The 12,451-nt window shown below is 64.4% G+C and carries 12 protein-coding genes; 9 read left to right on the forward strand and 3 right to left on the reverse strand.

Going from position 1 to position 12,451, the window contains the following annotated elements:
• Positions 1 to 304 precede the first annotated feature (304 nt).
• Together RF638_RS08505 and RF638_RS08510 are read right to left on the reverse strand one after the other, a co-directional pair.
• Entirely contained in the window at positions 305 to 2,278 is a 1,974-nt protein-coding gene (locus tag RF638_RS08505; RefSeq protein WP_368841762.1) for a sensor histidine kinase, read from the reverse strand.
• Positions 2,278 to 3,336 (reverse strand): DMT family transporter, encoded by a 1,059-nt coding sequence (locus RF638_RS08510; RefSeq protein ID WP_259914032.1) that lies wholly within the window; start codon positions 3,334 to 3,336, stop codon positions 2,278 to 2,280. Before RF638_RS08510 ends, RF638_RS08505 begins: the two co-directional genes overlap by 1 nt.
• Positions 3,337 to 3,472: 136 nt before the next feature.
• On the opposite strand from RF638_RS08510, the gene RF638_RS08515 reads away from it, so the two are divergent.
• Both RF638_RS08515 and RF638_RS08520 read left to right on the forward strand, forming a co-directional pair.
• Complete coding sequence (locus tag RF638_RS08515; RefSeq protein ID WP_368841763.1) at positions 3,473 to 4,174, forward strand: response regulator; 702 nt, start codon at positions 3,473 to 3,475, stop codon at positions 4,172 to 4,174.
• Between the two features lie 126 nt (positions 4,175 to 4,300).
• Positions 4,301 to 5,698 carry an acyltransferase gene (locus tag RF638_RS08520; RefSeq protein WP_368841764.1) on the forward strand — a complete coding sequence of 466 codons (1,398 nt, stop codon included), beginning with the start codon at positions 4,301 to 4,303 and terminating at the stop codon, positions 5,696 to 5,698.
• 125 nt (positions 5,699 to 5,823) lie between these two features.
• Here the strand turns inward: RF638_RS08520 and RF638_RS08525 are convergent, their stop codons facing one another.
• The gene (locus RF638_RS08525) at positions 5,824 to 6,087 is read right to left on the reverse strand and encodes a hypothetical protein (protein ID WP_095797169.1); all 264 of its coding nucleotides are present in this window, start codon (positions 6,085 to 6,087) and stop codon (positions 5,824 to 5,826) included.
• 239 nt (positions 6,088 to 6,326) lie between these two features.
• Between RF638_RS08525 and RF638_RS08530 the strand changes: the two genes are divergently transcribed.
• From RF638_RS08530 to RF638_RS08560, 7 genes are all read left to right on the forward strand, one after another.
• Positions 6,327 to 6,710 (forward strand): response regulator transcription factor, encoded by a 384-nt coding sequence (locus tag RF638_RS08530; RefSeq protein ID WP_368841765.1) that lies wholly within the window; start codon positions 6,327 to 6,329, stop codon positions 6,708 to 6,710.
• Between the two features lie 7 nt (positions 6,711 to 6,717).
• Positions 6,718 to 6,903, forward strand: a complete 186-nt coding sequence (locus RF638_RS08535) for a hypothetical protein (RefSeq protein ID WP_368841766.1) — start codon at positions 6,718 to 6,720, stop codon at positions 6,901 to 6,903.
• 18 nt (positions 6,904 to 6,921) lie between these two features.
• Positions 6,922 to 7,815, forward strand: a complete 894-nt coding sequence (locus RF638_RS08540; RefSeq protein WP_368841767.1) for a HEAT repeat domain-containing protein — start codon at positions 6,922 to 6,924, stop codon at positions 7,813 to 7,815.
• Positions 7,802 to 9,247 carry a glycosyltransferase gene (locus tag RF638_RS08545; RefSeq protein ID WP_368841769.1) on the forward strand — a complete coding sequence of 482 codons (1,446 nt, stop codon included), beginning with the start codon at positions 7,802 to 7,804 and terminating at the stop codon, positions 9,245 to 9,247. Before RF638_RS08540 ends, RF638_RS08545 begins: the two co-directional genes overlap by 14 nt.
• Positions 9,244 to 10,797, forward strand: coding sequence for an ATP-binding protein (locus RF638_RS08550; RefSeq protein WP_368841770.1), 1,554 nt, complete (start codon positions 9,244 to 9,246; stop codon positions 10,795 to 10,797). The genes RF638_RS08545 and RF638_RS08550 overlap by 4 nt, the downstream gene beginning before the upstream one ends.
• Positions 10,798 to 11,369: 572 nt before the next feature.
• Positions 11,370 to 11,888, forward strand: coding sequence for a hypothetical protein (locus tag RF638_RS08555; protein ID WP_129700235.1), 519 nt, complete (start codon positions 11,370 to 11,372; stop codon positions 11,886 to 11,888).
• A 6-nt stretch (positions 11,889 to 11,894) separates the two neighbouring features.
• Positions 11,895 to 12,404, forward strand: a complete 510-nt coding sequence (locus RF638_RS08560; RefSeq protein ID WP_368841771.1) for a hypothetical protein — start codon at positions 11,895 to 11,897, stop codon at positions 12,402 to 12,404.
• The last annotated feature ends 47 nt before the right edge of the window (positions 12,405 to 12,451 follow it).

Here is a 12,451-nt window from a genome sequence, read left to right on the forward strand (position 1 = left end):
GAAAGCTTTCGGTTTACTCTGCCCGCGCGCCTCACCACTGAGAAGGCACGTTTAAGGACCCGGACCTTGGTGTCACGGAAGGCAGGCAGAAAAATGGGATGACAGAACGAATGCCTCAAAGGGCATAAAGGATTGCGACCGTGGATGAAATTCACACGGGCGTCGCAGTCACGCAGCTCTATCTAGTGCCGGCATCTGACAAGCCGACAACCCCCTGACGCCCGAAGGCTCACTCACCACCGAAGTGGATGCCGAAGATGTACGTGGGAATCGTATACCCGACGTCAACTCCCCACGAGGCGAGTCAGCCCACAGGCAGCTCTGCGCGCACCCTGAACCCACCATCGCCAGTGGGTCCGGCATGCACCGAACCACCCAATGCCTCGACCCGTTCGCGGATTCCCGCAAGACCCAGCCCGGCACCCGGGGCAGCGGGAACGGCTGAACCCGAGGCGGCGTCGTCGGCGGGGCCGTTGACCACGTCCATGACGATCCCGCGGTCGGAAACGTCCACCCCCGCGGTGATTGCGGAGCCCGGGGAGTGCCGCACGGCGTTACTGAGCGCCTCCTGCAGCACCCGGTACGCGGTGAGAGCGGTCGCCGCGGGTACGTCGGTGTCCAGTGAATCGCGTCCGGACCGCACGTCGAATTCGATCCGCGCGCCAGACTGCCGAGTGGATTCAATGAGCGCCGGGACGTCCGCGAGCGTGGGTTGCGGGACCAGTTGCGCGTCCGCGGAGCCTCGCAGAATGGTGAGCAGCCCGCGCATCTCCGTGAGCGCGCGTCGGGAGGACTGAGCAATCGAGGTGAACTCGCCAGCAGTTCGCTCGTCCATCCCCGGGAGTCGGTACTCCGCAGTCGTGGCCTGCACACTGATCACTGACATGCTGTGGGCGACCACGTCATGCAGTTCATGGGCGATCCGGTTGCGTTCCTGAAGCTCACGCCGTTGAGCGCTCTCCTCCGCACTTGCTCGCCGCGCCGCCTGAAGCGCCGAACGGCCCAGCAGCTGCTGCCGCACGAGAATACCCAGGGCGAGGACACCGGCCGAGACCGACGCCGCGACGATCAAGCTGGAGAGCGCCCCGCCCGAGACGTCCGTCCGCAACAGGAACACCGCGGGGAGGGGCGCAGCGCTGGCCACCAGCCAGCCAACCACGGCGTAGGGCCAGGGTCGGCGGAGCGCCACCAGCAGCAGGACGAAACCATGCACCATCAGCGTGGTTACCGGCCACGGCCAGGGTGGGCCCAGCGTGGAGGCAGTAACCGCGGCGGTAGCAAGGACGGCGACGGCGTTCCCCACCATCCCGACCACGGGCCACCTCACGGCGGCCACCAAGGACGCGCTGTGAACGATCGCGACCACCATCGCCAGGACAACGGGCACGGCGTAGAGGACTCCGAACAGGGGCCAGGAGATCGCCAGTAACACGACGGCGGCAAAGGCGGTGGTGAGCCATGCCCAGCCGTCCGCAGAGGCGAAACGTGCGAGGTGGGGTTCGGAGTGCTCGGTTTCTCGTGTGGCTCGGTTGGCAATGCTGTCCGTGCGCGGGCCTTGGTGAGAGGCCCAGGGCGGAAGGTCGGGCTGACCGGGTTGCACCTCGCGGGAGGCGGGGCCGCCGCCGTTTCCCAGCGCAGCCTTGGTGACCAGGGCGTCGAGGCTGGCGAGGCCGTGCAGGACGGCGGGCAACGAGACGAGGAAGACAAAGCCCGTCACGAAATTGAATGCGGCCTCTAGCGCAAAGCTGCCGGAGATCGATGACGGGATCGCGCCGTTCGACGTCGCGTCGAGAACGAGTTCGACCAGGCCGTTATTGTCCTCTGGGAGAAACATGCCCCAAAAGAAATATGTCACTCCACCCAGGGCGGTGGCCGTCCAGGACACCGCGACCGAGAAGGTCAACGTGCGCAGCGGAAAAGCAATGAGGGTTTCGAAGACCAAGTCGAGCCACAACCGCGGATCCGCCATGGTTTTCATCCACCCGAACATCCCCGGCTGTTTGGTGCGGTACCGCGCCCGCGGCAGATCGACTCCCCAGTGGCGCAATCGCGAGCGGGAGAGTCGAGCGAAGGCCCCGGCAAGCACCAGGGTGAGGGGCAGCAGCAGCGCGCCCACCCAGACGATGAACGTGCCCAGCGACACGGACAACATGGGGATGAGGAGTACGAAAGCGAACACCGAGATGAAGAATCCCGGCAGCACATAGGCGTAGTCGCAGCCGAGCTGCCGCGGGAGCCGAACCCACAACGGGGCCCGTGTGGCGGATGATGATGACATCAGGACCAGCTTCTCTCATTAGTGACGGCGGCACCATGGCGCGCCGGAGTAGATCTGTACGAGGCGAGGGTCGACGGCGCTCGGGCCGGCCGGCCGACTGAGGCTTCGTGGGGTGCCCGCGCGGGTCGCAGTACCGAAGGGTGCGCTCGCACCAACAAAAGGACGCCGAGTACGGCGAACACAGCAACGACGGCCAAGGTCATCAGGACGGGGGTCGGCATGGGCGCATACTCACCGAGCAGCAGCGCCCCGATTCCCACTGCGGTGAGCGGGTCGATCACGGTGAGCCCCGCCAGCACGGTTTCCGGTGGGCCGCTGAGGTAGGCGGTCTGTACGACCCACATTCCGGTGATCGAACCGAGGATCAATCCTGTGATCAAGAACCAGTGCACCGCTGATAGTGCCCCGAAGATGACGGGCAGGAGATCGGGACCGAGCACAGCGCCGTCGAACGCCTGCAGGAGCGTGAACAGAAGGACATGGGTGCTCGCGGCCACCGTCCCGAACAAGACACCGGCGCACGCAATGCGAGCCAGGTGACCGGTTGAGCTGTTGGCCACGGCGGCACCCACGGCGGAGAACACCACGAGCAGACAGCCGAGCGTGAGCAGGCGACCGGGTGAGGCCTCGGGGTCGATCGACCATTTCGCTGAAACAGCCACGAACAGACCCACGGACACGATCGTGATCACGATCCCCGCCATGACGCCCTTGGACATCTGGGTCTTAACCTGATCGGTTCCTTTGGAACGTGCCGCTCGCAGGCTGAGAATCACGGCGGCCACCAGGGAGAGCGTTCCCAACGGTTGAATGAGCGCCACGGGAGCGAGCCCCAGGGCAATCACGTTGAGCACCGTTTCAAGCACGAGCAGTGCCAGTCCCACTAGCCACAGGGGGCTGCGGAAGATGCGGCGGACAACATGGGCACGCGGCGTCGTCGGGCTTGCCGGAGCGGCGGCGTCGGCAGAGCGACCCGCGACCACCCGGTGCTGCAGATGCGTGCCGAGGGCCAGGCAGAGAGCCGCGACAAGGGCGATACCAATGGCGAAAGTGAACATGCCCTGATCGTGGGGCTGCGCTCGTGGTCCGGTCATCACCCTGCGGAGTGATCCGTGCTGATACCTGAGAGGGATATCCGCGGCGACCCGCCCGAGACATGCTGCGGGTGCGGTGCACCGGGGCTAGCCTCAAGGCATGGCCCAGAACCAGATGCCGCAGGCGCACCACGATGATCCCGCGATCCGGGTGATCATCGTGGATGACCAGGCGATGGTGCGTCAGGGCTTCGGGGCGTTACTCGATGCGCAGCGGGACATCATCGTGGTCGGCAGCGCCGCCGATGGCAGCGAGGTGGTCGAACTGGTCCGCCGGTCTCGCCCTGATGTGATCCTGATGGACATCCGCATGCCCAAGCTCAACGGCCTGGATGCCGCGCGAGCGGTGAAGGCGATGCCCGGTCTGGAGCATCCGCGGATCATCATGCTGACCACCTTCGACGCGGATGAGTACGTGTTCTCCGCGTTGCGCGCCGGGGCTAGCGGCTTCTTGCTGAAGGACGCCACGGCGGAGGACCTGGTGTCCGCGGTGCGGATCGTGGCCGCGGGGGAGTCGCTGCTGGCGCCGTCGATCACCAGCAAACTCATTGCCGATTACGCCCGCCGGCCCAGCACGCGGCGCGATACGGCGGCGCTGTCCCCGCTGACCGAGCGGGAGCTCGGGGTCATGAAGCTCGTGGCGACCGGCCAGTCCAATGCTGAGATCGCAGAAGAACTGTTCGTGGCTGAACAGACCGTGAAGTCCCACGTTTCGCGAATCCTCAGCAAGTTGGGGCTGCGCGATCGCACGCAGATCGTGGTGGCGGCCTATGAATCGGGTCTGGTGAGCACCGAGCGCTGACGCCTCTGGCACCGCGGTGGCTACCTCTCGCGTAGGGGTGCGGAACCGCTCCCCAGAGTGATGAAACGGGGCGAACCTGCGCCATAGCTTCCTCGTAATCGATACGCATTGATACGAGGAGTCACGATGTCAGTCCAACTGCGCACCCCATCCCCGCCGCTTCGTCTGAGCCCGACATCCCGTCCGGGAAAACCGAGCGCTCCGACGAAAACCGGCCGGGATTCCACCGTGGATCTCATCCGCGCACTGTGCCTGCTGGTGGTCGTCGCACTCCACACCATGATGGCGGGCGTCGAACGAACATCGGACGGTGGCCGGCTCACCAGCGTGGCCCTGGCAGGCACCGACTCGTTCATCCCAGTTAGCTGGTTCATCCAGGTCATGCCCTTGTTCTTCATTGCCGGCGGCTTCGCCTCCCTGACTCAGTGGCGGCGGATGCGCGCTCGCGGAGCGTCCTGGCAGCACTACGTGATCAGTAGGACGCAGCGACTGGCCGTACCCGCGGTGGTACTGTTCGGCGTCGTCGGCGTGGTGCTTGTCATGGCGGGCGGTTCCGGACTCGATGCGGGGCTTGTGGCGGAAGTGCGGCTGCGTGTCGGGCAGCCCCTGTGGTTCCTGGCCGTCTACCTGGGCGTCACGGCGCTCGTGCCGTTCATGGCACGCTGGCACGAGAAACGACCTGGCGGCACCGTCGCTGCCCTGGGCCTCGGCGTCGTGGCCGTCGACGCCGCACGGTTCGTCCTGGACACTCCCGCCCTGGGTCTCTTCAACCTCGCCCTGGTTTGGTTGCTGATGCAGCAGCTTGGCTTCCTGTTCCACGACGGCGCCGCCGCTCGTTGGCCGCGCGGCCGTCTGTATGTCGGCCTTGCGGTGTCTCTGCTGACGCTGTTCGCGGTGGCGACCTGGGGTCCGTACTCGGCTGACATGCTGGTGAACCTCAATCCGCCCACCGCCGCGATCGTGCTGCTGGGTTCCGCGCAGTTCTTCGCGCTGCGGCTGCTCAAGCCGAGGTTGGACGCGTCCCGGGTCGCCGCGTCCATTGGCGCGACCATCAGTGCCCGTGCGATGACCATTTACCTCTGGCACATGCCAGTGGTGCTGGGTCTCGTATTCGTGCTGTGGACTCTGGGTTTCCCGCTACCGGAACCTCACTCCGGGTCGTGGTGGGCCACCAGGCTTCCGTGGCTCCTGGCGGTAGCTGCGGTGTTGTTCGCTGTGGTCCCGGTGTTGGACCGGGTTGAGCGGCGGCTTGCGCAACGGTTGAACTCCGGCGCGGCTCAGGGGGCGGTCGTTCGTGCGAACCTGCTCGGTGTTCCCACTCGGGACTTTCACCGCATGCAGGGGCCCGGCGCGGTTCTCACGGTGGTCATGGCGATCGCCGGGGTGGTCCTCATGCTGACGCAGGCCTTACCGCTCGTGCCAACGGCGCTCCTGTCGGTCGGATTGCTGGCCGGCAGCGTCCTGGTGGGCAGGATGCTGGACCGAGTTCCGAGCCATCCCTTCGGTGAGCCTCATGTGAGTTAAGTGCAGCGGGGAAATTCTGTGTGAAGGAACTGCAGCGCTCGAGTCTCATGTGAGGAAGATGCCGTTTCGCCGCCGGATCCGTGCTGTTGCCTCCCATGAGACTCCGGTGCTGCGTTTTCCTCACGTCAGACCTGGCCGTTGGAGCCCCTGTGCTTGTTCTTCGCCACGGACAGCGACCAGGTGAACGCCAGTAGCGCCAGAGCCCACGGCAAAATCACGGGGAACATGTCGATCCCTCGGAACAAGAAGTGGGCCACCGCAAATACTGCGACCGCCAGTATCAGGGACATGGCAATGAGCTTGGCCTTGAGCTTGCGGTCGAAGCCGTACCAAAAGCTGTCCTCGGGGGAGTCACTTCTCAAACCCAAGAAGTCGATGATCCTGTTCACTGTCGATGCACCTCATTCCTTCCGTCCCCTCACGCTACCGACACTCCACACGGAGCGCAGTGGCCAAACGGCCAGTGTTCTGAACCGCCCCCGAGTGCGAGTCCCGGCGCACGCCGATCGCGCAACGGCCAGCCACGGGAATCCCGGCCTTTCCTATGAACTCGCATATTCTTAGCGGTAGCTCCTCGCCCGCTGCCCCCGCGGAGCGTGTTCACCCCCCCAGCACACGGAGTTCCCTCGTGACCCCTGCCCAGCCCTCGATCCTTGTGGCGGATGACGATCCCGACATCCGAGAGCTCGTGTTCTTCAAACTCGAACAAGCCGGATTCGACGTTCACTCAGTCGCGGACGGGAACGCGGCTCTCGAGGTGCTCACGGACAGTACGCCGGACCTGGTGGTGCTGGACGTCATGATGCCGGGGCTCAGCGGACTGGACGTCCTGCGACAGATTCGGGCGGAGCAACGCCTCGAGACGGTCAAAGTGCTCCTGCTGACCGCGCGCGCCCGGGATACGGACGTGGATGACGGCTACACCACCGGCGCGGACGACTACGTGACCAAGCCCTTCAGCCCGCGGGAACTGCTGCACCGGGTCAACACGCTCCTCGGCCGGGGGCGGTGAGATACCCGTGGCAACGCAGACAGTGGTAGCCGCGCAACTGCTGTCCGTGGTGTTGTGGGTCCTGGTGTGGGCCACCATCTTCCTGCTTGCCCTGATCCTCGGATCGCGGGCCGGCCGGCTTTGGCGCGAACGCAGGGATCGCCAGCTCATCGGCGAGCTGAGGCCCGCCATGCTCGCCGTGGCCTCCGGGTAGGACGAGGATTCCGCCGCATTGAGCCGACTGACCACGGTGACCCGTCGGCGGGCACGCGTGGTGGATCGCGCGGTCTCCGCCATGCTCTCCAAGGTCAAAGGGGAACCCGCGCGCGCCTTGGCCCAGGTGCTGCGCTCGCACGGCCGCTCGAGTTGGGCGTTGCGGGGGCTGAACTCCAGGAGATCGATCCGGCGCGCCTACGCGGCGTGGACCCTTGGGCTGATGCGGGAGCGCGAATCGGGGTCGAAGATCGTCCCGCTGCTCCAGGATCGTTCCATCGACGTGGTGGTCGCCGCCGCGCGCGCCCTCACGCTCATCGGCGACAGTAAAGCGGCCCGGGCCGTCGTACGCGCGGTGGCGCCGCGACGTCGTCCGCGCGGACTCCCCAGCTGGGTGGCCGTCGAGTGCCTGTGCGCCTTCGACGAGTCCGCGGCCAGCGTGGTCACGGAGGCGACGGTGCACCCGCAACCTTCCGTGCGCCATCTCGCGGCCACGGTCATCGGCACCCGACCCTTGCCGCAGGCGGCCCCGGTGGTCCGGGAACGGCTCGCCGTGGAAGACGACCCCCGGACCCTCGCATCGCTCGTGGCTGCACTCGGCAGGATCGGGGGCGCGACCGATCTACCGGTACTGTCCCGTTTCGCGCACCACCCGCACGAGACCGTGGCGCTCGCGGCCGTACACGCTCTCGAAGGGATCGGGCTGCACTCCTCGGTGGAAGCGTTGGCCCCGCTCGTGGCGGACTCCCGTCCGAGACTGTCCGAACGCGCGGCAGTGGCCCTCACGGAGCTGGGACCTCAGGGTCGCGAGCGGCTGCTGGCGTTCGCGAACGCACCCGGCCCCGCTGAGCTGCCCGCCACCTACGCCCTGCAACTGACCGCCATGAGGAGTGCCACCCGTGGACTGGATTGAGCTGTTGCGTACTGCGGTCGCTGCCGTCCTCGCGTTCGTGGCGTGGCCCGTGCTCATCTACTTCCTGGTGATCAACACCTCCTACCTAGTGATGATCGGGCTCGCGACGGTGGACTTCGTATCGCACCGTCGGCGGATCCCGTTTGCTGGTCGCGAGGAACTGATGCGGTCCCGGACCATGCCGGGAATCAGCGTGGTGACGGCCATGCACAACGAGGAGATGGGGATCCGCGTGGCCGTGGAATCGTTCCTCTCCCTGCAACATCCCCGTCACGAGGTCATCGTGGTGGACGACGGCAGCACCGATAACGGCTTTGAAGTGCTGCGTAAGGCCTTCGACCTGGTCCCGGTGACCCGCCGGATGTCCCAGGATGTGGCTGCGCGGGAAGCGCCCACGAGTATCCACGTGCCCCGTGACGGGCGGACCCGGTTGACGGTGGTACGTAAAGCCAACTCGGGCCGCTCCGATTCGATCAACGTGGGCGTGAACCTCGCCCGCGAGGATCTCGTGCTGTTCGTTGACTCGGACTCCATCTTGGATCCTGGGGCACTGCTCGCGGTGTCCCGGCCATTCATCGAGGACCCGGTCACCATGGTTGCAGCGGGCGGGGTGATTCGCGCCGTCAACGGGTGCCGGGTGAAGGGCGGGCGCGTCCTGGAGGTCCGCATGCCCGGAAGCCCTCTGGCAGACATTCAGGTCCTGGAATACCTTCGCGCTTTCCACCTGGGGCGAGCCGGGTGGTCCCGCATCAATGCGCTGTTGCTGATCAGCGGGGCTTTCGGCGTCTTCCGCCGTGACGCGCTGACCTCGGTGGGCGGTTTGGATGCCAATAGCATCGGTGAGGATTTCGAGCTGGTCATGCGGTTGCACAGGACCTTGAGGAAACAGCGCAAGCCCTACCGGGTCACGTTCCTGACCGAGCCGATCTGCTGGACCGAGGTGCCCAGCACCGTTCCCGTGCTCCGTAGACAACGGACCCGGTGGCATCGGGGTCTATGGGAAACGCTGTGGGCCTACCGGGGCATGCTGTTCAACCCCCGCTACGGTCGACTGGGTCTCGTGGCGGTGCCCTACTACTGGATTTTCGAGCTGATCGCCCCGCTGTTGGAACTCGTGGGACTCGTGCTCATCGCCCTCGGCTTCGCGCTGGGGCTGGTGTCCTGGCAGTACTTCCTGCTGTTCATGCTCGTGGCCTACGCCTACGCCATCATCGTGACCCTCGCCGCCGTGACCGTAGAAGAACTGAGCTTCCACAAGTACCCCCGCTGGCGGGATCTGGGGATCACCCTGGTGGCCGCGGTGCTCGAGAACCTGGGATACCGGCAACTCACCGCGTGGTGGCGGCTGGAGGGCTGGTTCGCCGCGCTCACTCGACGCGAGCAGAAGTGGGGCACCATGACGCGCTCGGGTTTCACCGAGGTCGACTCATGAGCTCCGTAGCTTCCCACGTACGCACAGGGGCCGGTAAGGCGGGCAACCGTAAGGTACGCGTCATCCTGCAGCGCTTGGTGGCCCTGTGGTTCGTGGCACTGCTCATCACGGGAGTCACGGCCGGGTGGGGACTCGCAACCGTGCGGGAGCACGTGGAGACCACCCGGGCCACCATCACACCCCTCGTGGACGCGGCCCACGAAATGCAGGGGACGCTGCTGCGTGCCCAGACCGCCGCGCGGGGGTACGTGGTCACCCAAGATTCGGTCTTCGCCCAGGATTACGTGGAAGCAGTGGCGGACCTGTCTGACGCGCGTGAACGGCTCGAAACTCTCGCCGCCGGCCGCCTGCCGCAGATCCAACACATGAACGAGGTAGTGGACGAATGGCTGGACCTCACCCGCCAGCCGAACAGTACCTCCCCGCGCCCGCAGCTCAACCTGCGGCAGACCTCAGCGGCAATGAACGAGGCCCTGGCCGAGCTGCGAAGTCTCAGCGACGACGTCGCCGATCTGCGAGAGCAGAGTCAAGCGGAACTGAACCGGTCCATGACGGTGGCCAACGTGGCGCTGATCATGGCTGCTCTGTTGTCCTCGATCGTCATTCTGGTTGCGTTACGCCGGGTGGATCACCTCTTAGCGGCTCCCCTGCTGAGCTTGCAGCGCATCGTGAGCCGACAGCGGCACGGTGAACCCGACGCCGTCGCGGACACCTCACGGGGTGCTTTGGAGGTCGTGGACCTCGCGAAGTCCTTCAACTCGTTCACCCGGGAAGCCCGGGAAGTGGCGGCTCAACGCGAGCGGACGGTCGAGCAACTGCACGAGTTGAACCGGCAGAAATCCATTTTCGTATCCACCACGAACCACGAGCTGCGCACCCCGCTCACCTCCATCAGCGGGTATGTGGAAATGCTGCAGGACGGGGACTACGGCAAAATCACCCCGGAGCAGGATCGCGTGCTGGGGGTAGTGCAGCGCAACACCAACCGGCTACAACTGCTCATCGAAGACCTTCTGCTCATCAATCGCCTGGACCAGGAACAGGAGGGGCGCTCCAAGCACGACCGGGTGTTGGATCTCGCCGAATGCTTGTCCCGGGTGATGACCAATCTTGTTCCGCAGGCCACGAGTGGCCAGGTTTCCCTCCGGGGCGAGATCGCAGGATCGTGGCCGGTGCTGGGGGACAGGGATCGGTTGGAACGGGCCATCACCAATGTGGTGGGCAATGCGGTGAAGTTCACTCCGCCGGGTGGCACGGTCACTCTCTCCCTGTCCCGGACGGCCGACGGCCACGGAGTCCGCTTGAGCTGCGAAGACACAGGAATGGGGATCCCCGCCAAGGAGATCGATTCATTGTTCACGAGCTTCACCCGTGCCTCGAACGCCGCGGACCAGCAGATCCCCGGTACGGGATTGGGGCTTGTCATCGTGCGCACGATCGTGGAGCAACACGGCGGGACCGTGGAACTGCGATCGATCGAGGGAGAAGGCACCACGGTCACCATCGACGTGCCCCTGGCTCCGGAGGGCGAATCTGCAACCCCTCGATAGGGCGGAGTAGCTCGGATTAGGGCCACGCTTCTACACGAAGGTGTGTTCTAATGTCCAACAAGTAATATCGAATTTTTCTGGTTTAGCTTGTTGGAGGACTAGCGATGGTAGATGTCGTGGACCTGCTTCGCGAGCTCAACTTCGAAATAGACCCGTGGGACATGGGGTCTTGGCTACTACGGGCACCAGATGGGGGTCGGTACCCGTGCAAGCCTCTTCCAGCCATGGACAGGATCACATCCGAAGCCGCGCGCTTCTTCACGGGTTCATCTGAAACCCGGCGTGTGCGTCCACTACTCGTTGGTAGAACGATCACTACGAACATGCTGGAACGCGCCAGTAGGGGTGAGTTGGATGTCATTACCGAGCGACCACTGCAGCTGATTGTTCGCGGTCGCGTGTATTCCGACGACGCTCACGAGGTAGCCTCTCGCCCACTCGATGTACTCCCAAGACCGCGCCGCGGTAGGCGCGCCTGGATTCGATGGGCAACGATGCGGTGTCTCCTGCTCGCGTCAGGCCCGCTGCGGCAATCCGAGATCGCCGCGGTTTTGGGTAGTAGCCAACAGGCCGTGTCCCTCGCGATTAAGCAACTTGCCGGCTTGGTCCACGAGACAGAAGCTGGGTTCCTTGCCGACGACAAGCAGGCGCTGCTTCAAGAATGGTTAATCGACTATGAGGGGCCCAACGGGCAAGGATTCGGATGGTACAGCTTGAATCCTGTGGTCGAGCAGACGGAACAAGCGGTTAAAGTCGCTGCCTTGTATGACGTTGATCCGCTCATCACTGGAGACGTGGCCGCCGATAAGACGGCCCCATGGAAGCTGCCGAGTGTGGGCAGAATCTACGTGAAGAACCCGATTGATCTTGCTGGAGACGGATTCGTACCGGCCCCGCTGGTTGAGGCTACCCTCGTCACCTGTGTTCCTCAGGATCCAACGATATGGAAGTTGGTGGATGTCGCACACGGAATGACAAGTTCAGACGTACCTCTTGCCGACCCGGTAATCGTCTATTGGGACGTCCTCCATGGAGAAGACGTGGACAGTCTGGAGGCTGCTCAGAAACTAGCGCGGAACATTACGGGGTAAAGCACTGTGGACAACGAGACCGATCCGTCACACATTCGAGTGCACGCTCTGAGTGTCGCGGATGACTTGGGTTATCGGGGGCAATTGGCAGTATCTCAAACAGTATCGGGACGCAGCGATTATCGTCTCATTGGCGGACACATGGTGAGACTACTGCTGCACGTTTATCCCAGCGAGAGGGCTGTGCCACGGTCAACCGTGGATGCCGATACAGCGCTTGGGGATGTTGAAGTCATAGGCGTCGTAACCCGACAGCTGCAGGAGGATGGTTTCATCAAGGTAGGAGGCAATGTCCTCAAGAAGACTGTGGCCCCTGACCAGGATGTGGAGATTAACTTTCTTCTCCCGCGTGACGATTACAAGACTGGTATCAAGTCCATCAATGTTCAAAGTGTTGGCCAGGTGGACACTCTTTCAGAGCTCTCATTTGCGTTGAACTCTCCGGCGGTAGTCATCGATGTTGAGGCACGTCTGCTGGGAGGAGAGATTATTGGCTCTTCACAATCGAGGGTGTAGATCTGTCAGCGCGTCGCTCACCGGGTAGGGGTCGAGGTCTTCCGAGG

The organism is Kocuria sp. CPCC 205235, from assembly GCF_040980905.1.
Lineage (GTDB): Bacteria > Actinomycetota > Actinomycetes > Actinomycetales > Micrococcaceae > Kocuria > Kocuria carniphila.